Origin of the sequence: Caballeronia sp. GACF4, from assembly GCF_023631025.1 — a bacterium.
Lineage (GTDB): Bacteria > Pseudomonadota > Gammaproteobacteria > Burkholderiales > Burkholderiaceae > Caballeronia.
The window spans coordinates 18,721-39,247 of record NZ_JALQDW010000024.1 but is presented as its reverse complement, the minus strand read 5'-3'; the positions used below and the strand labels follow the sequence as shown (position 1 = coordinate 39,247).

18 protein-coding genes are annotated in these 20,527 nt (G+C 67.0%); 8 read left to right on the top strand and 10 right to left on the bottom strand.

From position 1 onward, the window contains the following. Positions 1 to 80: 80 nt before the first annotated feature. From NCR40_RS22180 to NCR40_RS22170, 3 genes are read right to left on the bottom strand one after another with little or no spacing between them, the layout of a single operon-like run. Positions 81 to 521 (bottom strand): conjugal transfer protein TraM, encoded by a 441-nt coding sequence (locus NCR40_RS22180; RefSeq protein ID WP_000718516.1) that lies wholly within the window; start codon positions 519 to 521, stop codon positions 81 to 83. Then, positions 521 to 1,246 carry a PRK13886 family protein gene (locus tag NCR40_RS22175; RefSeq protein WP_011114058.1) on the bottom strand — a complete coding sequence of 242 codons (726 nt, stop codon included), beginning with the start codon at positions 1,244 to 1,246 and terminating at the stop codon, positions 521 to 523. The genes NCR40_RS22180 and NCR40_RS22175 overlap by 1 nt, the downstream gene beginning before the upstream one ends. Beyond that, positions 1,246 to 1,644, bottom strand: a complete 399-nt coding sequence (locus tag NCR40_RS22170; protein ID WP_001127128.1) for a TraK family protein — start codon at positions 1,642 to 1,644, stop codon at positions 1,246 to 1,248. Before NCR40_RS22170 ends, NCR40_RS22175 begins: the two co-directional genes overlap by 1 nt. Positions 1,645 to 2,017: 373 nt before the next feature. Between NCR40_RS22170 and traJ the strand changes: the two genes are divergently transcribed. The 8 genes from traJ (at position 2,018) to NCR40_RS22130 (ending at position 15,286) form a co-directional block, all read left to right on the top strand. Further along, positions 2,018 to 2,392 (top strand): conjugal transfer transcriptional regulator TraJ, encoded by a 375-nt coding sequence (traJ, locus tag NCR40_RS22165; RefSeq protein WP_000426567.1) that lies wholly within the window; start codon positions 2,018 to 2,020, stop codon positions 2,390 to 2,392. Positions 2,393 to 2,426: 34 nt separating this feature from the next. Further along, positions 2,427 to 4,667 carry a TraI/MobA(P) family conjugative relaxase gene (gene traI / locus NCR40_RS22160; protein ID WP_011114057.1) on the top strand — a complete coding sequence of 747 codons (2,241 nt, stop codon included), beginning with the start codon at positions 2,427 to 2,429 and terminating at the stop codon, positions 4,665 to 4,667. Continuing rightward, positions 4,664 to 6,577 (top strand): type IV secretory system conjugative DNA transfer family protein, encoded by a 1,914-nt coding sequence (locus NCR40_RS22155; protein ID WP_000694765.1) that lies wholly within the window; start codon positions 4,664 to 4,666, stop codon positions 6,575 to 6,577. Before traI ends, NCR40_RS22155 begins: the two co-directional genes overlap by 4 nt. Next, on the top strand, positions 6,574 to 7,110 hold the full coding sequence (gene traF, locus NCR40_RS22150; protein ID WP_006122512.1) for a conjugative transfer signal peptidase TraF: 537 nt from the start codon (positions 6,574 to 6,576) through the stop codon (positions 7,108 to 7,110). The genes NCR40_RS22155 and traF overlap by 4 nt, the downstream gene beginning before the upstream one ends. Positions 7,111 to 7,121: 11 nt before the next feature. Further along, positions 7,122 to 9,185: a DNA topoisomerase III gene (locus tag NCR40_RS22145; protein ID WP_011114056.1), complete on the top strand. Its 2,064-nt coding sequence runs from the start codon at positions 7,122 to 7,124 to the stop codon at positions 9,183 to 9,185. A 21-nt stretch (positions 9,186 to 9,206) separates the two neighbouring features. Next, positions 9,207 to 9,596, top strand: coding sequence for a protein TraD (locus tag NCR40_RS22140; protein WP_006122510.1), 390 nt, complete (start codon positions 9,207 to 9,209; stop codon positions 9,594 to 9,596). Between the two features lie 3 nt (positions 9,597 to 9,599). Next, on the top strand, positions 9,600 to 13,946 hold the full coding sequence (locus tag NCR40_RS22135) for a zincin-like metallopeptidase domain-containing protein (protein WP_011114055.1): 4,347 nt from the start codon (positions 9,600 to 9,602) through the stop codon (positions 13,944 to 13,946). Positions 13,947 to 14,434: 488 nt separating this feature from the next. Continuing rightward, a complete protein-coding gene (locus NCR40_RS22130) occupies positions 14,435 to 15,286 on the top strand; it encodes a recombinase family protein (RefSeq protein WP_011296189.1) in 852 nt (283 codons plus the stop codon). Position 15,287: 1 nt separating this feature from the next. Here NCR40_RS22130 and NCR40_RS22125 read toward each other — a convergent pair whose 3' ends face one another. The 7 genes from NCR40_RS22125 to trbL form a co-directional block, all read right to left on the bottom strand. Further along, complete coding sequence (locus NCR40_RS22125) at positions 15,288 to 15,962, bottom strand: DNA adenine methylase (protein ID WP_011178411.1); 675 nt, start codon at positions 15,960 to 15,962, stop codon at positions 15,288 to 15,290. 154 nt (positions 15,963 to 16,116) lie between these two features. Next, positions 16,117 to 16,548 carry an OmpA family protein gene (locus NCR40_RS22120; RefSeq protein WP_001665065.1) on the bottom strand — a complete coding sequence of 144 codons (432 nt, stop codon included), beginning with the start codon at positions 16,546 to 16,548 and terminating at the stop codon, positions 16,117 to 16,119. 15 nt (positions 16,549 to 16,563) lie between these two features. Further along, positions 16,564 to 17,262: a TraX family protein gene (locus NCR40_RS22115; protein WP_011114053.1), complete on the bottom strand. Its 699-nt coding sequence runs from the start codon at positions 17,260 to 17,262 to the stop codon at positions 16,564 to 16,566. Then, positions 17,262 to 17,528 carry a hypothetical protein gene (locus NCR40_RS22110; RefSeq protein WP_010890140.1) on the bottom strand — a complete coding sequence of 89 codons (267 nt, stop codon included), beginning with the start codon at positions 17,526 to 17,528 and terminating at the stop codon, positions 17,262 to 17,264. The genes NCR40_RS22115 and NCR40_RS22110 overlap by 1 nt, the downstream gene beginning before the upstream one ends. Before the next feature lie 28 nt (positions 17,529 to 17,556). Then, positions 17,557 to 18,192, bottom strand: a complete 636-nt coding sequence (locus tag NCR40_RS22105; RefSeq protein WP_011114052.1) for a transglycosylase SLT domain-containing protein — start codon at positions 18,190 to 18,192, stop codon at positions 17,557 to 17,559. A gap of 13 nt (positions 18,193 to 18,205) precedes the next feature. Next, positions 18,206 to 18,793: a TrbM/KikA/MpfK family conjugal transfer protein gene (locus NCR40_RS22100; RefSeq protein ID WP_010890138.1), complete on the bottom strand. Its 588-nt coding sequence runs from the start codon at positions 18,791 to 18,793 to the stop codon at positions 18,206 to 18,208. Between the two features lie 17 nt (positions 18,794 to 18,810). Beyond that, positions 18,811 to 20,523, bottom strand: coding sequence for a P-type conjugative transfer protein TrbL (gene trbL / locus NCR40_RS22095; protein ID WP_015586029.1), 1,713 nt, complete (start codon positions 20,521 to 20,523; stop codon positions 18,811 to 18,813). Positions 20,524 to 20,527: the final 4 nt, after the last annotated feature.

The following is a 20,527-nucleotide window of genomic DNA, read 5'->3' as shown; positions in this document are numbered from 1 at the left end:
GGCCAGCATCGCCGAACCTGGCGATGCCGCCGGCGCGGTCGACCATCGCCAGTTCTGACGATGAGATCCCGCATCGCCATCTACAGCGAGGCCCACAGGGCCAGGCCGGCGGCCACGACCGCCATGCCGGCCGCGACCATGTTCATCATGGCGACGCGCCGCGCCTCGCGGATCGGCGCGACGAGCTGCGCCGTCACCGCCTCAACCTCACGCCGCACGGCCTCGGCGGCCGCCTTCGCGCCCTCCTGCATTCCCCGCGTCATGGCGTCCTTGCTGGCCGCCAACGCCGCGTTGAGCGTCCTTTCCGCCTTTCCCTTGGCGTCATCACCCCATCGGTGGGCGATGGACTCCAGTTCCGACTTGAAGGCGTCCAAGATTTCCTGCTGGGCCGATGCGCTGTCCTGCATCAGCTTCATGTTGATGGTCTGGAGGATCAAGATCGGATCGTCGCGGCCCACGGCGATGCCGTGCTTGGCCGCGATCTCCCGTATCAGCTCCTCGATCTTGTCGTCGGCCGCCATCAGAGCACCGCCGCGTTTTCGAGCTGGGCGAAGAGCTGGGTTTTCACGATCTTGAGCCGCTGCCGCGTCATGATCGTGAGCGCCGAATCGGCCAGGGCCTCATCGAAGGTGCGCCGATCCTGGAGCATTTCGGCGAAGTCGCGGCCGTAGGTTTCCTCTTTCAGCGCCGGAATCTGGATGATGGCGGACACACGGCCCTTGTTGGTCGTGTACGCCTTCAACTGCTCGAACCCCTTGCCCTCGTGCTCGATTGGCCCCCAATACGGGTTCAGCCAGACCACGAACAGGCATTCGGCCGGGAACTGGCTGGCGAGCTGGGCGAAGCCGCTCACCGTGTCCACCAGGGCCTGGCCGCCGGTGACGACCGTATGCACCACGAGTTCGTGGCCCATGTCCTGGAGCAGCGCCGGCACCTGGTTGCTGATGAGGTAGTGCGACAGCGGCACGAACGAGCTGGCCCCGTTGTCGATGATGACGTCGCCCTCGGCCGACGCGATCATCTCGACCAGGGCGTCGAAATTCCGGGTGTTGATCTCGTCGCCGTCCATGATGTTGAGCCGGCGCACGTTGAGGGCTTTGTAGCCCTCGAACGTCGCGTTCACCGGATCGGTGTCGATGCAAAGCGGCTTCTGTCCCTTGCCGGCTTTGTACTGCGCGATGGTGGCCGCGATCATCGACTTGCCGACGCCGCCCTTGCCTTGCAGAACCATGTGAATTTTCGCCATTACAGTAAATCCTCTTTCTTTGGAGTCGCATCAAACGTGAAGCCGCCGATCTTGGGCGGCTCACTCTTGGATTCCGAGGCCGGCGGGGCGGCCTTCGGCTCGGGCTTCGCGCCCTTGGGCTGGCTGTCCGGGGGAGTGGCGGGAGGCGGCGGGGAAGCTACCGGCGCGGCCTTGATGTACCGCTTCACGTGCTGGGTGAAGGTTTCGTACCGACAGCGCAGCCGGCCGGTTTCCTTCATGTGCTCCCAGATCGTTTTCATCGCATAGCCCGCATCGAGCGCCGCTTGAACGTCGCTCTTGACGGCCAGGAACGCGACCACGTGCTTGTCCTGGCGCGGCTTCTTGGCTTCCCGTCCCTTCACCCATTCAGCCAGCTCTTCGGGGTAGGTCTTTGGCATCGTGTTCGTCCATCTAATCCTCTCATCGCAAATGTAACGCTACTAAGCGGCGCTACGGAAACGCAAAAAGTCCGCTATCGGCGTGCATTGGCACGCTTCGATAGCGGCATTATGGGCCATTGTGGCGGTTTTCGCTATATCCGTTGCTGCTTTTGCGGCCTGATAGCGCGATAGTTGCGGATAAATCGTAATGGCTGGTGTAGACTTTCCTTGGTGTTATTAACGCCGTAAGGCGGGCAGGATGTGTGAAGTTAGCTAACCGGCGAGCCGGTTATCTATCTTCACTGTCCCTTATTCGCGCCGGGGGCGCTCAACGGGTCATCCTGCTCTGCGAGGCAGCCGGCTACCGCCGGCATGAGAGACGAGGCGAGGCATGGAGAACGACGAAAAGGAACACGGCCGCCGGCGGCGGCAGCACCTGCGGGTGCCGGTGTTCCCCGAAGAGAAAGACGAGATCGAGGCGAACGCCAAGAGGGCGGGCGTCAGCGTGGCGCGCTATCTGCGCGACGTGGGCCAGGGCTACCAGATCAAGGGCGTCATGGACTACCAGCACGTGCGCGAGCTGGTGCGCGTCAACGGCGACCTTGGCCGCCTTGGCGGCCTGCTCAAGCTCTGGCTGACCGATGACGTGCGAACGCTCCAGTTCGGCGAGGCGACCATCCTGGCCCTGCTGGGCCGGATCGAGGCCACCCAGGACGAAATGAGCCGGATCATGAAGGCCGTGGTTCAGCCGAGGGCCGAGCCTTGACTTCTTTAGCGGCTAAAAAGCCGGAGGGGCGGCCATGATCGCCAAGCACGTGCCGATGCGCTCGCTTGGCAAGAGCGACTTCGCGGGCCTGGCGAACTACATCACCGACGCCCAAAGCAAAGACCACCGGCTGGGCCACGTGCAGGCGACGAACTGCGAAGCCGGTTCCATCCAGGACGCCATCACGGAGGTGCTGGCGACCCAGCACACGAACACCCGCGCGAAGGGCGACAAGACCTACCACCTGATCGTCAGCTTCCGGGCCGGCGAGCAGCCCAGCGCCGACACCTTGCGCGCGATTGAGGAACGCATCTGCGTCGGGCTGGGTTATGGCGAGCATCAGCGAATCAGTGCCGTCCACAACGACACCGACAACCTGCACATCCACATCGCCATCAACAAGATTCACCCGACGCGGCACACGATGCACGAGCCGTACTACCCGCACCGGGCGCTGGCGGAACTCTGCACGGCCCTGGAGCGCGACTACGGCCTGGAGCGCGACAACCACGAGCCGCGCAAGCGCGGCGCGGAGGGCCGGGCCGCCGACATGGAGCGGCATGCCGGCGTTGAAAGCCTGGTCGGCTGGATCAAGCGCGAGTGCCTGGACGAGATCAAGGGCGCGCAGTCCTGGCAGGAACTGCACCAGGTCATGCGGGACAACGGAATGGAGCTGCGCGTCCGCGCCAATGGCCTCGTGTTCGAGGCCGGCGACGGAACGATGGTGAAGGCGAGCACAGTAGCCCGCGACCTTTCCAAGCCGAGCCTGGAGGCGCGGCTTGGCCCGTTCGAGGCTTCGCCCGAACGGCAGGCGCAAACCACCGCGAAGCGGCAGTACCGCAAAGACCCCATCCGCCTTCGCGTCAACACCGTGGAGCTGTACGCGAAGTACAAGGCCGAGCAGCAGAGCTTGACCACGGCGCGCGCCCAGGCCCTGGAGCGCGCCCGGCATCGCAAGGATCGGCTGATCGAGGCGGCCAAGAGGTCGAACCGCCTGCGCCGCGCCACGATTAAGGTGGTCGGCGAGGGCCGCGCGAACAAGAAGCTGCTGTACGCCCAGGCGAGCAAGGCCCTGCGCAGCGAACTCCAGGCGATCAACAAGCAGTTCCAGCAGGAGCGCACGGCCCTCTACGCCGAGCACAGCCGGCGCACGTGGGCCGACTGGCTCAAGAAGGAGGCGCAGCACGGCGGCGCCGACGCCCTGGCCGCCCTGCGCGCCCGCGAGGCGGCCCAGGGCCTCAAGGGCAACACCATCCGGGGCGAGGGCCAGGCGAAGCCCGGCCACGCGCCGGCGGTGGACAACATCACGAAGAAGGGGACGATCATCTTCCGCGCCGGCATGAGCGCCGTGCGCGATGACGGTGACCGCCTGCAAGTCTCCCGCGAGGCCACGCGCGAAGGGCTGCAAGAAGCCCTGCGCCTGGCGATGCAACGCTACGGCAACCGCATCACCGTCAACGGCACGGTGGAGTTCAAGGCGCAGATGATCCGCGCCGCCGTCGATTCCCAGCTACCCATCACCTTCACCGATCCGGCTCTTGAGAGCCGGCGGCAGGCGCTTTTGAACAAGGAGAACACCCATGAGCGAACCGAAAGACCAGAGCATCGAGGACGAACTGGACGCGGCGCTGGCGGCCCTGGACAGCGGCCCGCTGCCGACCAGCACGCTACCGGAGCCGCAGCCGTCGCCCGAGCAGGCGACGGCCGGCCAGCCGCCGGCCGAGGCGACCGCGCCGACGCCGGCCTTCACGCCGCCACCGTCCACCGGAAGCCCGACGTTGGACGCCTTGGAAGAAAACCGCCGCCCCAAAGCCAGCACCGTTTGCGAGCACTGTCCGAACTCGGTGTGGTTCGCATCGCCGGCGGAAGTGAAGTGCTATTGCCGCGTGATGTTCCTCGTCACGTGGAGCAGCAAGGAACCCAACCAGATCACGCACTGCGACGGGGAATTTCTCGGCCAGGAACAGGAGTAGGCCAGACGCCGCCGGGCGTCGCCGCCGCCGACAAGTACATCGCCGAACGCGAGGCAAAGCGCCTAAAAGGTTTCGATATACCGAAGCATTCCCGATATACTGCCGGTGATGGTGCGCTCACGTTCCAGGGCACCAGGACTATCGAGGGCCAGGCGCTGGCCCTCTTGAAACGAGGTGATGAGGTCATGGTTATGCCCATCGACCAGGCCACGGCCCGGCGCTTGACGCGCATCGCGGTCGGCGATGCCGTCTCGATCACCGCGAAAGGCTCCATCAAAACGTCGAAAGGAAGGAGTAGATGAAGATCAAGATGAACAACGCGGTAGGGCCGCAAGTCCGAACCGCCAAACCGAAGCCGAGCAAGCTGCTGCCGGTGCTGGGCGCGGCCTCGATGGTCGGCGGCCTCCAGGCCGCGACGCAGTTCTTCGCCCACACGTTCGCCTATCACGCGACCCTCGGCCCCAACGTGGGCCACGTGTACGCGCCCTGGTCGATCCTGCACTGGACGTACAAGTGGTACAGCCAGTACCCGGACGAGATCATGAAGGCCGGCAGCATGGGGATGCTGGTTTCGACCGTGGGCCTGCTGGGCGTGGCCGTGGCGAAGGTCGTCACGTCCAACAGCTCGAAGGCGAACGAGTACCTGCACGGCTCGGCCCGCTGGGCCGAGAAGAAGGACATTCAGGCGGCCGGCCTGCTGCCACGCGAGCGCAACGTCCTGGAGATCGTCACCGGCAAGGCCGCACCCACGGCTACCGGCGTGTACGTGGGCGGCTGGCAGGACAAGGACGGCAATTTCTTCTACCTGCGGCACAGCGGCCCCGAGCACGTGCTGACCTACGCGCCCACGCGCTCGGGCAAGGGCGTCGGCCTGGTGGTGCCCACGCTGCTGTCGTGGGGCGCGAGCAGCGTCATCACCGACTTGAAGGGCGAGTTGTGGGCCTTGACCGCCGGCTGGCGGCAGAAGCACGCCAAGAACAAGGTGCTGCGCTTCGAGCCGGCCAGCACCTCGGGCGGCGTCTGCTGGAATCCGCTGGACGAAATCCGCCTCGGCACCGAATACGAGGTGGGTGACGTGCAGAACCTTGCCACGCTGATCGTTGACCCGGACGGCAAGGGCCTGGACTCGCACTGGCAGAAGACCGCCTTCGCGCTCCTGGTCGGCGTGATCCTGCACGCGCTGTACAAGGCCAAGGACGATGGCGGCACCGCCACGCTGCCGTCCGTCGATGCGATGCTGGCCGACCCGAACCGGGACATTGGCGAGCTTTGGATGGAAATGGCGACCTACGGGCACGTAGACGGCCAGAACCATCACGCCATCGGCTCGGCGGCCCGCGACATGATGGATCGGCCCGAGGAAGAAGCCGGATCGGTGCTGTCCACGGCCAAGTCGTACCTGGCCCTGTACCGCGACCCCGTGGTGGCCCGCAACGTCAGCCGGTCGGACTTCCGCATCAAGCAGTTGATGCACGAGGACGACCCGGTAAGCCTCTACATTGTCACCCAGCCCAACGATAAGGCCCGCCTGCGGCCGCTGGTGCGCGTCATGGTGAACATGATCGTGCGCCTGCTGGCCGACAAGATGGACTTCGAGGGCGGCCGGCCGGTGGCGCACTACAAGCACCGGCTCTTGATGATGCTGGACGAGTTCCCGAGCCTCGGGAAGCTGGAGATCATGCAAGAGTCGCTGGCCTTCGTGGCCGGCTACGGCATCAAGTGCTACCTCATCTGCCAGGACATTAACCAGCTCAAGAGCCGCGAGACGGGCTACGGCCACGACGAAAGCATCACGTCGAACTGCCACGTGCAGAACGCCTACCCGCCCAACCGCGTCGAGACGGCCGAACACCTGTCCCGCCTCACCGGGCAGACCACCGTGGTGAAGGAGCAGATCACGACCAGCGGCCGCCGCACGGCGGCGATGCTGGGCCAGGTGTCGCGCACTTACCAGGAAGTGCAGCGGCCCTTGCTGACGCCCGACGAATGCCTGCGCATGCCGGGGCCAAAGAAGAACGCCCAGGGCGAGATCGAAGAAGCCGGCGACATGGTGATCTACGTCGCGGGCTACCCGGCGATCTACGGCAAGCAACCCCTGTACTTCAAAGACCCAGTGTTCTCGGCACGCGCCGCGATCCCTGCGCCCAAGGTCAGCGACCGCCTGCGCGCCGTCGCACAGGCCGAGACGGAAGGGGAGGGCATCACGATATGAGCCGCATCCTGAAACGCATCGCGGCAGGCGTCGTCATCGCGGGCGTGGCCGCCCTGCTGCTGGCCGCCGGCGGCTATGCCGCCGGTGCCCGCGTGAACACCACCAAGAGCATTCCGGTCGGCCTGTACTGGACGAGCAGCGCGCCGGTGGAGAAGGGGGCCTACGTCCTCTTCTGCCCGCCGCAGCTCGGCGTGTTCGATGACGCCAAGGAGAGGGGCTACATCGGGGCCGGCTTCTGCCAGGGCGGCTACGGCTACATGATGAAGCGCGTTTTAGCCGCTAAAGACGATGCCGTCGCCGTCGCCGATGACGGCGTGCGCGTCAACGGCGAGCTGCTGCCCCTCAGCGCGCCGATCAAGGCCGACAAGGCCGGTCGGCCGCTGCCGCGCTATCAGTCCAACAGCTACACGCTCGGCAATTCCGAGGTGCTGCTTATGTCGGACGTGAGCGCCACATCCTTCGACGGCCGCTACTTCGGCCCGATCAATCGTTCGCAAATCAAGACCGTGATCCGTCCGGTCATCACCTGGTAGGGAGACACACCATGCGCCTTTTCATCGCAGAAAAGCCGTCCGTCGCCAAGGCCATCGCCGGCGAGCTGGGCGCGACCGGCAAGGGCGACGGCTTCATCGAGTGCGGCACCGACAAAGTGACCTGGTGCTTCGGGCACATGCTCGAACAGGCCGACCCCGACGAGTACACGCCCGATGACGTGCCGCGCGGCCAGTCCGGCAAGAAGGTCTGGCGCGTCGATGAGCTGCCCATCATCCCCGAGAGCTGGATTCTCAAGCCCAAGGACGACGCGAAGAAGCAGCTCGCCGTGATCGGCAAGCTGCTCAAGGAGGCCAAGGAGATCGTCAACGCCGGCGACCCCGACCGCGAAGGCCAGTTGCTGGTTGACGAAGTGCTGGAGCACTTCCGCAACAGCAAGCCGGTGCGCCGCTTTTGGGTGAGCGCGCAGGACTCCGTTTCCGTCAAGCGCGGCCTGGCCGCGTTGAAGGAGAACACCACCTATGCAGGCTGGGCCGACGCTGCACGCGGGCGGCAGCGCGCCGACTGGCTGATCGGCATGAACCTCAGCCGCGCGTACACGCTGCGCGCGCAGCGCGGCGGCTCGCGCGCCCTGCTGACCGTGGGCCGCGTGCAGACGCCGACGCTGGCCCTCGTGGTCGCCCGCGACCGCGAGATCGAGGCATTCAAGGCCGTGCCGTACCACACCATCCGGGCGGTGGTGCAGCACGCCGGCGGCAGCTTCGCCGCCGCATGGAAGGCGAAGGAGGATCAAGCCGGTCTGGACAGCGAAGGCCGCCTTGTCGATACCGCCGTCGCCGACGCCCTGGTGGCCGCCGTCAAGGGCCAGCCGGGCACCATCGCCGCGTACAAACAGGAGGCCAAGAAGCAGAACCAGCCGCTGGCCTTCGCCCTGTCCGACATTACGGCACTGGCCTCGGCCAAGTTCGGCTACAGCGCCGAGGACGTGCTGAACACCTGCCAGGCGCTCTACGAGACGCACAAGCTGACCTCGTACCCGCGCACCGACTGCGCCTACCTGCCGGAGTCGCAGCACGCCGACGCGCCGCGCGTGCTGGAGGCGATCAAGCACGTCAACCCCGAACTGGCCGGCCTGGTCGATGGTGCCGATCCGCGTATCAAGTCCAAGACGTGGGACGACTCGAAGATCACCGCGCACCACGGCATCGTGCCGACCATGCAGAAGGGCAGCAAGGCCGCCCTCAGCGAGCGCGAGCGCAACATCTACGACCTGATCGTGCGCGCCTACCTGGCGCAGTTCTACCCGCTGCACGAGTACATGCAGACCACCGTGGGCGTCGAGATCGCGGGCGAGAACTTCGCCGCGAGCGGCAAGGTAGTCACGCGCAACGGCTGGCGTGACGTGTACAGCCAGGCCGACGAGGAAGGCGAGAAGGACGAGGACGACGACAGCGGCACGCAGGCCCTGCCGTCGATGGCCCAGGGCGACGCCGTGACCTGCACGGACGCCACCCGCAAGGACGCCAAGACGAAGCCGCCAGCGCGCTTTACCGAGGGCACGCTGATCCGCGCGATGGAGAACATCCACAAGTTCGTCAGCGATGCCGAGCACAAGAAGATGCTGCGCGAGGGCGACGGCATCGGCACGTCGGCCACCCGTGCGTCGATCATTTCCGAGTTGAAGCGGCGCGAGTTCCTGGCCGTCAAAGGCAAGCAGATCATCAGCACGACCCTCGGCCGCAGCGTCATCGACGCGCTGCCCGAGGTTGTGAAAAGCCCGGTGCTGACCGCGCTCTACGAGCGGATGCTGAAAGGCGTCGAGCAGGGCACGGCCGCCCTGGACGCCTTCATCACGAAGCAAGAGACGTTCATCCGCGACCAGGTGGCGAAGGCCAACAGCGGAGCCGTGACCATCGCCGGCGGCAAGGAAGCCGCGCCGGTGTCATCCCTTCACAAGTGCATGGCCTGCGGCAGCGGCTTGTCGCGCCGGCCGAGCAAGAAGAAGGGGCAATTCTGGTGGGGTTGCAGCAACTTCCCCACATGCAAGCAGACCTACCCCGACCTCAAGGGTCGGCCCGACTACAGCAAGGGCCGCAACGGCCCGGCATCCGAATGACCACAGCGAAGGAGATCGACCATGAACGAGCAAACCACCACCAACACCGCCGCCCACGACGAGCCGCTGGCCGTCCTGCCGCCGGTTGACGACGACGCCGCCGGCCGCGAGGCCGTGCGCGAGAAGATGGCCGACGCGCTGACGCCCGGCTTCCAGGTCGAGTTCGACCCCGACGAAGCCGAGCGCGTGGGCGCGTTCGTGGAGGACGCGCTGTCCGAGCAGGACGCCGCCGCGAGCGGCGACGACCTGGTGGAAGTCGATGGCGCGCTGGAGCCGGCATTCCTGGACGACGAAGGCCCGAGCGCCGACATCCCGCCGTTCATCACCACCACGAACGCCCGCGAGCTGTACGACCTGCGGCCCGGCGAGACGGTTGCCCAGGCCGCCGCGCGCAAGGCGTCGGAGGGCTGACCCATGCCGATCACGAAAGCCGAGGCGCAAGGGGTGACGCGGGCTTTCGTCCGCGACTACCCCGGCGCGCTGGAGCTGGCCTACAAGTTCCGCGAGGACGCGGCCGAGCTGTACGGGCCGCGAGCGGCCGAGGTGCCGGCCGACATGAAGGGCGGCTACGTGCCCAAGGAGACGCTGCACGCCGGCCGCGCCTACCGTGGCCGCGTGGACGTGCCCTTGCAGAACGTCGAGAGCGCCGGCGACCTACTGATGACGCTGCGGCACGAGGTGCTAGGCCACTACGGGGCCAACACCTTCGCGCCGGGCGAGAAGCGCGCCTTGCTGGACGGCCTGGCGGCCGCCCGCAACGAACCCACCCTCAAGCCGCTATGGGATGACGTGAACCGGCGCTATGCCGGCCAGTCCCTGGACGTGCGCGCCGAGGAAGTGTTTGCCCTGCACTGCGAGGGCATCGAGCCGAGCCAGCACCAGGTCGCCGACCAGGTGCAGCAGCGCGGCCAACAGTCATTCACGGAAACCTGCATCGCCCGCGTGCGGCCCATGCAGGCCGACGACCTGCACAACATCGTGTGCATGGTCGCCCAGGGCCTGCGCGACCGTTCCCGGACACAGCAGAACTTCCCTCAGTTCAACGAGCTATTCCGAAGGGACGAGAACATGGAGCCGAAGAAGCCGTTTCACGAAGTCGTGGCCGAAAAGCTGATCGAGCAGCTCAAGGCCGGCACCGCACCGTGGCAAAAGCCGTGGGAGCCGGGCGAACCCAACGCCTACCTGCCGATGAACCCGACCACCGGCAAGCGGTACAAAGGGATCAACGCCATCCACCTGATGGCCCAGGGCCGCAGCGATGCGCGCTGGATGACCTACAAGCAGGCCGCCGCCGTGGGCGCGCAGGTTCGCAAGGGCGAGAAAGGCACGCCGGTTCAATACTGGAAGTTCAGCGAAGAGCAAGACAAGCTGGACGACAGCGGCCGGCCCGTCCTCGATGCGAAGGGCCAGCCGGTCAAGGAAACCGTCATGCTGGAGCGGCCGCGCGTGTTCTTTGCGACCGTGTTCAACGGCGAGCAGATCGACGGCCTGCCGCCGCTCCAGCCGAAGAAGGAACAGACTTGGAACGCCGTCGAGCGCGCCGAGCACATCCTGAAAGCCTCGGGCGCGACGATCACCCACGCCGCCGGTGATCGGGCGTTCTACCGCCCTTCGACCGACAGCATCACCCTGCCGGAGCGCGGCCAGTTCCCCAGCTCCGACCGCTACTACGCGACCGCGCTGCACGAGCTGGGCCACTGGACGGGCCACGCTTCGCGCCTTGACCGCGACCTGGCGCACCCGTTCGGGAGCGAGGGGTACGCCAAGGAAGAGCTGCGCGCCGAAATCGCTTCCATGATCGTCGGCGACGAGCTGGGCATCGGCCACGATCCGGGCCAGCACGCCGCCTATGTGGGTTCGTGGATCAAGGCGCTGCAAGACGAGCCGCTGGAGGTGTTCCGCGCGGCCGCCGATGCCGAGAAGATTCACGACTACGTGCTGGCCTTCGAGCAGAAGCAGGTTCAGGAGCAAGACCAGCAGCAGAGCCAGGCCCAGGACGAAGCCGTGGCCCAGGCCCTGGCCGTGGACATTGCCGAAGTCCTGGACAACCCGGACGTGTCTTTCAGCCACTACCAGGCATTCCAGGGCGACACCCTGGAAGACGCCTTGCGCAGCCGTGGCCTCGAAACCGTGGGCAGCATCACCGGCACCGATCCCGAGCAGTTCTACGCGGTCGCGCATGACCGGCTGTCGCCGGTGTTCGGCATCGACCCGAGCCACACCGACACCGACAACGCCTACCTGGAGCGCAAGGGCTTGGCGCAAGAGTTCGCCAACATGGCCGAACAGCTCCACCTCGCGCAGCAGCTCCAGCAGCACGGCGAACAGATCGTGTCGAGCATCGACGCCGAAGCCAGGTGGAGCGACGGCCAGCGCATCTTTGCGTTCCACGACCAGGACGGTGAACCCCACCAGGTTCGCAGCCTGGACGAGCTGAACAACTACGCGCCCGACCAGTTGATGGCCCTGCCGGCGCTGACCCAGCAGCAAGCGGCCGTCGCAGACCAGGAGGCGAACATGACCCCACCGACCAACGACCAGGCGGCCGCCCTGCTGGCCGCCCATCCTGCCGACGCGGTGCAGGGCATCGAGCAGGCCGCCGCCGCGCGCCGGCAGCTCGCCGCCGGCGAGATCGACGGCCAGGCGTTCGCCGACGCGACCCGTCAACACCTTGGCGTTGAGCTGCCGCCCGACTGGAGCGGAGAGCTGCGCATCGTCGGCGTGGCCGAGCAGGACGGCCAGACCGTCGATGCCGCCCAGGCCGGCATCGAGCCGCAGGCGTTCCAGGTCTACGCGCGCAAGGCCGATGCGCAGTTCGGCGAGGACGCCTTTGCCTTCGTCGCCGGCACCCGCACCGAGGGCCAGGCCGAGGCTCTGACCGAGCGCCTGCACCTGGTCGATGCGCTGGGCACCGACAACCAGCACGAGCGCGCCGCCAAGCTGGCCCGCGTGCAGGAAGAGCGTGTACGGCGCGACCCCAACGCGACCGAAGAGGACATTTCAGCCGCTAAAGAGGCACGCAAGACCGCCGAGGCGTCGGCCATGCTCAACGACAGCGACGCGCAGCGCCGCGCGGCCGAGCTGGAGCGCCAGGAACGCGAGCGGCAGCAGGCGCAGCCGCAGGCCGAGAAGCCCGAACGGCAGTACATCAACGTGCCGTACAAGGAGAAGGACGAGGCCAAGAGCCTCGGGGCGCGTTGGGATCGGCAGCAACAGTCCTGGTACGTGCCGCCGGGCACCGATGCCGCTCCCTTCGCCAAATGGGCGCAGGGAGCCGCTACAGCGGCCGTAGAGCCGCGTTCGGCCCAGCCGGCACCCGAAGCCCAGGGCGAGGCGCAGAAGCCCGCGCAGCAGGCCCAGCAGGCCCGCCAGTACCTGGCCGTGCCCTACGAGCAGCGCAACGCGGCCAAGGCCGCCGGCGCGCTTTGGGACAAGGCCGCGAAGTCCTGGTATGTCGGCCCGCGCGCCGACGCGGCGAAGCTCGAACGCTGGAAGCCCGAGAACGTGCAGGCCCAGCAAGGGCCAGCGATGACGCCAAGGGAAGAGTTCGCCGAGGCCATGCGCAGCGCCGGCCTGTTCACCGGCAGCAACGCCCAGGGCGATCACCCGATCATGGATGGCAAGCGGCACCGCGTGCCGGTCGAGGGCGGCAAGAAGGGCGCGCTCGATGGCTTCTACGTGGGCCACCTGGACGGGCACCCGGCCGGGCGGATCATCAACAACAAGACCGGCACGGACATTACCTGGAAGAGCAAGGGCTACGCCTTGAGCGACCAGGAGAAGGCCAAGCTCCAGGCCGAGGCGGCCGAGAAGCTGGCACAGCGAGCCGTCGAGCAGGACAAGGCCCAGGAGGCCACCGCGCAGCGCGTCGGTCGGCAGATGGCCGACCTCGTGCCCATCGAGCAGCCGACGCCCTACCTGCAAGCCAAAGGCATCCAGGCGCAGGCCGGCGTGATGACCGACCGCGAAGGCCAGAAGACCTACATCCCGGCCTTCGACGCAGAGGGCAAGCAATGGACGATGCAATACATCCAGGAGGACGGCACTAAGCGGTTCGCCAAGGACTCGAAGAAGGAAGGATGCTTCCACCCGGTCGGCGGCATGGACGCCCTGGCGGCCGCGCCGGCGCTGGTGATCTCGGAGGGCTACGCCACGGCGGCCCAGGTGGCCGAGGCCGTGGGCCACGCCACGGTCGCCGCCTTCGACAGCGGCAACCTTGAGGCCGTGGCGAAGGCGCTGCACGCCAAGTTCCCGGACAAGCCGATCATCATCGCCGGCGACGACGACCGGCACCTGGTCATGACCCACGGCAACAACCCCGGCCGGGAGAAGGCCGAGGCGGCCGCCCAGGCCGTGGGCGGCAAGGCGATCTTCCCGATCTTCGCGCCGGCCGAGAACACCTACCCGCGCGACTTGCCCGCCATCACGCCCGACAGCTTCAAGACCCACCTGCGCGCCGAGCAGCGCCTTGCCGACGCCGCCGCCGGCAAGGTCGAGCTGGCCGGCGACGAGGCGGCCAAGCTCAAGGCGTCGATGTTGAGCGGCGCGCAGATCGCGGCGCTGTCCACGATGAAGCAGCACACCGACTTCAACGACTTGGCGCACAAGAGCGAGCTGGGCATCGAGGGCGTGAAGCGGCAGATCGGCGCGGCCATCAGCCAGGTGCAGCGCGACGAGCAGCAGCACCAGGAGCAGAAGCACGTCGAGAAAAAGCAACAGCAGATCGAGCAGCGCCCACGGCGGGCCGCTCGCATCGGATAAGTCGAAAAATCCGGCTAAAGTGGCCGAGCTGCACATCAGGCCGCGCGGTTTTCCTCCCTGATCGCCGGCGCGGTTTCTTCCTCCCTGAACCGCATGCAGACTTGCCGCCTCGGACACCCCGAGGCGGTTTTTTTTCGCCTCGCTCGAGCATCGCCGCATCCGACGATGCCGAGACGACCAGGCCGCGCACGTCGAGCTGCAGCATCGCCATTGCCGACGATGGCACCAGGTCGCCGGCGGTGGCCACCGACCTCGAGCTCGCATCGCCACATCCGACGATGCGCGCCGGCGTCGACCATCGCCAGGTCTGACGATGGCGGCCGCCCTGCCCTGGATCTCGCATCGCCATTTCTGGCGATGAGATCCACGGAGCGGCCATTTAGACCCGCCAATAACGACCCGGCCAAGATAAATCGCATGACGGCCTTTTTGGCCGGGGGTAGCATGACCGGACACTTTGCGTATACCCAAAATGACCGGAGGAACCCATGACCAGCCGCAACGGCTACTTCCCAGGCAAGACCAAGGCGAAGCGCAGCGCGATCATCACGCCGCGCACCGCCCAGGAAACACAGATTGCGGCCATGCCGCGCCAGTCACGCGCAGCGCGCCAGGCGCTCGCCAAGACGCCACCGCTGCGCGTCGGCGGCGATGGCCTGGTCGAAGGTGCCGACCGCATCATGCGGACGCCGACCGAGCACCAGGCCGCCGGCGTCGCTTTCAAGGTCGCGCGCATCTACTTGCGCGTCAGCACCGACGAGCAGGACTTGACCAGGCAGGCCGCCATCGTGGAGAGCACCAGGGCCGCCGGCTTCTACGTCGCCGGCATCTACCGCGAGAAGGCTTCGGGCGCTCGCGCCGATCGCGCCGAGCTGCTGCGCATGATCGGCGACCTGCAACCCGGTGAAGTCGTCGTTGCGGAGAAGATCGACCGCATCAGCCGCCTGCCGCTGCCCGAGGCCGAACGCCTCGTGGCCTCGATCCGCGCCCAGGGCGCGCGCCTGGCTGTCCCTGGCGTGGTCGATCTATCCGACCTGGCCGCCGAGGCGAAGGGCGTGGCAAAGGTGGTGCTGGAGTCGATCCAGGACATGCTTTTGAAGCTGGCGTTGCAGATGGCCCGCGACGACTACGAGGATCGCCGCGAGCGGCAGCGGCAGGGCGTCGAGCTGGCGAAGGACGCCGGCCGCTACACCGGCCGCAAGGCCAACACAAAGGTGCATGAACGCATCGTGGCGCTGCGCAGCGCAGGCCACAGCATTCCAGAGACGGCCAGGCTGGCCGGGTGCAGTGAAAGCCAGGTCAAGCGCGTATGGGCGCTGCACAACCAGGCGCAGGCGTGACCTACTCGGCCGCCTCCAGCTCGCGCAGGCATTCCATGATCGCCGCCCGCTCCAGCGGATCGAGCTTGGCGAGCTTCGCTTGCCAGCGGGCTTTCTTCCGCTTGATGCGCTCGCGCTCGCGGAAGTTGCTGCCGAGGTAGCGCAGATCGTGCAGCTCGGCCGGCTCGGGGTAGTTCATCCACAGCCGTTCGATAGCGATGCCGCCGCGCGTCATCGCGTTGAAGTCGATGGTTCTCCATGACGCCAAGGGAGAGCTGTCATAGATCGTTGAGCTGTAGCCCGACACCATCACCGCGCACGGCAAGCCGGCCAGCACGTCGAGCAGCCGCACGTGGTCGGCGTCGTCGTATTCGTGGCGGTATAGCTTGCCGCCGCGCCGGCTGTCCATCACGTAGGGCGGATCGGCGTAGACGAACTCGGAGCCGGTGAACTGGTGGGACTCCAGCCAGGCCACGGCGTCGCCGTGGTGCAGCTCCAGGCCGGGCACGTCGAGCTGCTGCCAGACCTCGATCACCTCGGGATCAACGTCGATGCCGACGCTGCGGGCAGCGGGCCGCTTGCGCTCCAGGATGTTGCCGCCGCCCAGGTGCGTTTCGATGTACGTGTCGTGAGGCGGGATGTTGTTGATGATCGTCTGGTAGACGCCGGCACCGCCCTTGCCGCCGGGGTATCTCATGGCCTTCTTCCTGGAGTAAATCGGGACTTGGCCAGCATCGTCAGAAATGGCGATGCTGTCAAGGGAAGCCGGCCGGGCCTGCATCGTCAGAGCCGACGATGCGAAGCTGCTGGAGCGACCTGCAGCACCGCCAGGAATGGCGATGCCGGATCGCTCAGTAGGTGGGGATGTAGACCACCTCAATGTCCACGCGCTGGTTCTCGCGCCGGCCCTCGGCCGTCGAGTTGTCTGCCACGAAATCGGCGGCCGATGCGAAGTTCACCATGATCTTGAGCGGCGAGACGCCGCGCGCCACCAAGTACGACCTGGCCGAGAGCGCACGGCGTAGTGCAAGGGCCTCATCGGCCGCGCTGGGCCGTAGTGTGCTGGTGCGCCCGCTGATGTAGATGATCGCCGCATTCCTAGCGTCGGCCAGCAGCTCCAGGGCCTCTGGCGTCGGCTGGAATGTCGCGCTGCTGTCGGGGAAGGACACCGATACGCCGGACTTGATCGGCGTGCCGAAGTTGCCGGCGTCGCCGGCGGCCAGTGCGCTTTGCGCGCTGACCAGGAACGCCAGAGAGAGGGCCAGAAGAACGGGTTTTCGCATGGGGCAGGACTCCAATCAGAAGAACAGGTAGCCGGCCTTGCTCATGGGGATGCGGATCAACCAGAGCGAGGCCAGGTGCAGCGGGTAATAGGCGTAGAAGGCCCAGCGCAGGCGCGGCACGCGCACATCCACCCGCGAGGCCAGGAAGAGCACCGGCAGGGCTGCCAAGGCCCACAGGTTGCGATTGACGAACCACAGGGCCGCGCAGGCCAGCACCGCGACCGCCGCGGCGGCCCAGCTCGGCCGGCGCGTGTACGACCACACCGCCAGGCCGAAAGCCACGGCCGGCCACCAATATTCGACCGAGCTGCCGCCGACCAGGAACACCACGCCGGCGGCCGCCAGGTGCAGCTTGCCGCCACGTTCGACCAGGTAAGCCGTGGCCGTGACGACCAGCAGCGTGAACATCACGTTGAGCGGCCACCAACCGGCGTACAGGCCGCCGAGGGCCACGAAGGGCACGGAGGCCAGCGCGCCGAACATCGCCAGGCGCGACATGGTGCGGCCGTACACGCCGCGTTCGAGCGTGCCCGGCCGGGCCAGGTTGTAGGCCAGGACGAACACGAAAAGGGGGAGCGCCACGCGGCCGGCCTCGAACAGCACCGGCAGCGTCGCGTTGAACAGGTACTTGTTGACGTGATCGCCGGTCATGAGAACCAGTGCGAGCCACTTCAACGCTTCGACGGTTCCATCAGGAATCCGCAGGGCCTTCATCAGCGCCGGCCCCCGCGAATCGCGTAGGCGCGCAGCACCAGGAAGATGATGTAGAGCGCTGGCAGTGAGAGCACGAAGGCGATGGGCTTGCCGATCCACGCCGGCAGCGCCCACAGCAGAAGGCCCAAGGCGAAGATCGGGCCGAGGCCCAGCAGAAGCAAATCGAGCTGGTTCTTGGCCTGCCCTTCCGCCCACTTGCAATAGGCTTGAAGCAACCGGCCGACGCCCAGCGTGTACCGCATCATGAAGGCGTGGAATTTGTCCATGTTTAGCCGCTAAATCGGAAGAGCCGGCCTACTCGGCCGACCCCTCGCGTGAAGTGTTGAAAGACACCGTGCGGGGCACGTAGCCGGCCACCGACACGCTGCGAGCTGCTGCGGCCGCTGGGGCGGCCTGCTGGGGTGCTGGTGCCGGCCTGGCCGCCGGCGTCGCCCGCTGGGCCACCGTCGCGGGCTGGCTGGGCGTCGAGGGCGTGGCCCCGGCCTTCGTCACGTCAAGCGTGACGAACCGAGCTTCGAGCCAATCGGCCCACTTCGACGCCTTGCGCATCAAGTCGGCCCGGTACACCGCGTTGTACTGCGGCGTGCGCGAGTGGTAGTTCGCCGCCTTCGTCCAGAGGTCGCCCTTGTCGTTGCGGATGTGCATCCGCAGCCGCCAGGCGGCCAGGTCGAACGAGTAGCAGCCGGCAGCCGCCACATCGTTCGCCGTGATGCCGTATCGGGCCAGGTCGCCCAGGTACGCGGTGTTGAACTGCATCGGGCCAACGTCATGCGTGCCATTCGAGTTGCGCACCCACTGGCCCGGCTTGCCGCCCTCTTTCTCGGCGACGGCCAACACGATGTTGACCGGCACCTCGTACTTGACGGCGGCCGAGATCGAGCAGACGACGCGCTCCTGGAGCTGCGGCGGCAGATCGGCGAAGAACGGCATGCCCTCCCCTCCCTCAGTTCAGCCAGGACTGACGGCGGCGCTCTTCGTCCTCGCGCCGGATGCGTTCGTTGTACTCGGCCAAGGCGCGGTCATAGTCGCGCGCTTCGACCCAATACCCGCCCCGCTCTGGCGTCCCGACATAGCGCGGCAGCGTGCCGCTGCTGGCGAAGTCGGTGTAGGCGTGGCCGGTGTAGGCCCCGCAGTAGTCAGGCAACTGGTTGCTGATGTACGTGCGCCCATCGTCGTAGCCGCCCGTCCACATCACCAACGTCGAGTTCAGCGACTGCGCGTCGCACCGGCCAGCGCCGCGCGAGATCGCCGACACGAGCGACTGCATTTCCGGCGTCTGGCTCGCCACCGGGCAAAGCTGGAGGAAGTTCAGGCGGGCGCGGATCGTGTCCGACAGCTTGCGCTTCGTGATGTTGAAGTACCGCGACAGCGACGGCGTGCATTCGCTCGGGCGCGTGCCCGACGACAGGCACAGGATCGCCTCGCAGGCCAGGCGCGTGTCGCCGGTCAGCACGTCTTGCGCGCTGGCCGTGCCGGCGGTCGATCCGAGGGCTGCCACGAGGGCGGCCAGGGCAAACAGTTTCTTCTTCATGGTTGGACTCTCCTTGGTTACGCAGTTGTGCCGTCGCGGCCTTGCTCGCGGTTGGCGAACGCAGCTACTTCGGACTCGGGATCGGCATCGGCAGGGCCGCCTGCCAGGCTGTTGTCGCCGAAGCTCGGCGCGGGCTGCTGGTCGGGCACGTCGATGTTCTCGGCCGTGCCGCTTCCTTGCGCCTTGATCGCGGCGGCGATCTTTCCGCCAGTGGTGTCGGCGATCCGCTCGGCTGCGGCTTCGCGCAGGCTCGCGGCTTTGGCCTTGGCAACATCGGCGGTTCCCTTCGCCAAGTTCGCGCCGGCGTCGGCGGCGATGCGGCCGGCCGTGCCGAGGGCCGATGCGGCCGATGCGAGCAAGCCGGGGCCGGTGCTGCCCGGTGCGGCCTGCTGCCCTTGCCCTGCCCCGCCGGCGGGCTTGGGTTCGTTCTTGGCGGCCTTGTCGGCACTGCTGCCGGTGCTGGCCGTCGAGCTGCTGCCCTGGCCGCCGGCGTCGGCTTTGCCGCCGCCCTTATCGCCGCCCTTCGAGCTGCCCGAGCTGCTGCCGGTCGAGGGGCTGCCGCCACCCGACGAAGAGCCACCGCCGGAGCTGCCGCTAAAGCCCGCAGCCTGAGCGAAGGGCGTGCTGCCGGTGCCGGCGTCGCCGCCGCCGCCCGCACCGCCGCCCGAGCTGCCGCCGCCCGAGAAGGCCGACATAACGTCCGTGCCTGCCGACACGTTCTCATTGGCCTTCGAGAAGGCGGCCATGACGGCAGAGGCACCACCGGCGGCCGAGGCTGCGCCGGCGGCCAGAGCGGCGCCGCCGGTCGCGGCCGCTGCTGCTGCCATGCCTGCGGCACCCAACGCAGCACCTGCACCGAACTGGCCGATGCCGGCACCGCCCACGCTCGCGCCGGTGATGATCCCGGCGATGAGCGGCGGAATCTTGTTGACCAACGCCAAGAGGATGATGACGACGATCAGCATCACGCCCATTTCCTTGAGGCTGATGCCGGCGCTCATGCGCGAGTAGTAGTCATCGAGGAAGGTCTTGCCGATGCCCACCAGGAGCACCATTGCGAAGAGCTGCGCGGCCACGCCCAGGACGACCTTGTAGTAGTTGATCGCCATGTCGGAAGTCCAGCGCGAACCACCGAAGCCGAGGAAGAACACGCCGCCGTAGGCGAGCACCCAGCCCGACGCGAGCAGCAGAAGCATATTCACACCGACCAGGGCCAGGATGACCAGGATCGCCACGGCCATGAGGATGCCGGCCATGCTGTCCACCGGCGACCACACCGAGGACTGATCCATCACCTTGTCGAAGATCGCAAAGCCCACGTCCACGATGCCCGAGGGCGACAGAGCATTGCCCAGGCCCGTCGCGTTGCCGGCGAGCTGCCGCAACGACGCATAGATGGACGAGGCGAAGTTAGGGCCGTTGGTTAGCGCCCACCAGAAGAAGCCGGTAAAGATCGTGAAGCGGACGAACTCCGCGAAGAACTCGCCAATGTCGGCCTTGCGCAAGGCCATCATGCCGAACGTCCAGACCATCGAGATCACAACCAGCGTCCAGAAGAGCCAGGTTGCGGCCGTGGTGATGACACCGGCCCAGCCGCTCGCGGCGGCCTGGTAGCGATCCAGCACGCTATCGAACACGCCGGCGTTGTCGATGGCCGCGTGGGCATCGACCGCGAAGAACGCCAGCCAGACGAACAGCGGCAGGGCGAGGGTTTTTAGATTGGCTGGCATTCTC

Bases quoted from the DNA above. Each gene is read 5' to 3' on its own strand.
- traJ (WP_000426567.1), top strand. From the start codon at position 2,018: ATGGAGAACGACGAAAAGGAACACGGCCGCCGGCGGCGGCAGCACCTG.
- NCR40_RS22120 (WP_001665065.1), bottom strand. From the start codon at position 16,548: ATGCGAAAACCCGTTCTTCTGGCCCTCTCTCTGGCGTTCCTGGTCAGC.
- NCR40_RS22145 (WP_011114056.1), top strand. From the start codon at position 7,122: ATGCGCCTTTTCATCGCAGAAAAGCCGTCCGTCGCCAAGGCCATCGCC.
- NCR40_RS22175 (WP_011114058.1), bottom strand. From the start codon at position 1,246: ATGGCGAAAATTCACATGGTTCTGCAAGGCAAGGGCGGCGTCGGCAAG.
- NCR40_RS22105 (WP_011114052.1), bottom strand. From the start codon at position 18,192: ATGCCGTTCTTCGCCGATCTGCCGCCGCAGCTCCAGGAGCGCGTCGTC.
- NCR40_RS22170 (WP_001127128.1), bottom strand. From the start codon at position 1,644: ATGCCAAAGACCTACCCCGAAGAGCTGGCTGAATGGGTGAAGGGACGG.
- NCR40_RS22155 (WP_000694765.1), top strand. From the start codon at position 4,664: ATGAAGATCAAGATGAACAACGCGGTAGGGCCGCAAGTCCGAACCGCC.
- NCR40_RS22110 (WP_010890140.1), bottom strand. From the start codon at position 17,528: ATGGACAAATTCCACGCCTTCATGATGCGGTACACGCTGGGCGTCGGC.
- NCR40_RS22125 (WP_011178411.1), bottom strand. From the start codon at position 15,962: ATGAGATACCCCGGCGGCAAGGGCGGTGCCGGCGTCTACCAGACGATC.
- trbL (WP_015586029.1), bottom strand. From the start codon at position 20,523: ATGCCAGCCAATCTAAAAACCCTCGCCCTGCCGCTGTTCGTCTGGCTG.
- traF (WP_006122512.1), top strand. From the start codon at position 6,574: ATGAGCCGCATCCTGAAACGCATCGCGGCAGGCGTCGTCATCGCGGGC.
- NCR40_RS22180 (WP_000718516.1), bottom strand. From the start codon at position 521: ATGGCGGCCGACGACAAGATCGAGGAGCTGATACGGGAGATCGCGGCC.
- NCR40_RS22115 (WP_011114053.1), bottom strand. From the start codon at position 17,262: ATGAAGGCCCTGCGGATTCCTGATGGAACCGTCGAAGCGTTGAAGTGG.
- NCR40_RS22100 (WP_010890138.1), bottom strand. From the start codon at position 18,793: ATGAAGAAGAAACTGTTTGCCCTGGCCGCCCTCGTGGCAGCCCTCGGA.
- NCR40_RS22130 (WP_011296189.1), top strand. From the start codon at position 14,435: ATGACCAGCCGCAACGGCTACTTCCCAGGCAAGACCAAGGCGAAGCGC.
- NCR40_RS22140 (WP_006122510.1), top strand. From the start codon at position 9,207: ATGAACGAGCAAACCACCACCAACACCGCCGCCCACGACGAGCCGCTG.
- NCR40_RS22135 (WP_011114055.1), top strand. From the start codon at position 9,600: ATGCCGATCACGAAAGCCGAGGCGCAAGGGGTGACGCGGGCTTTCGTC.
- traI (WP_011114057.1), top strand. From the start codon at position 2,427: ATGATCGCCAAGCACGTGCCGATGCGCTCGCTTGGCAAGAGCGACTTC.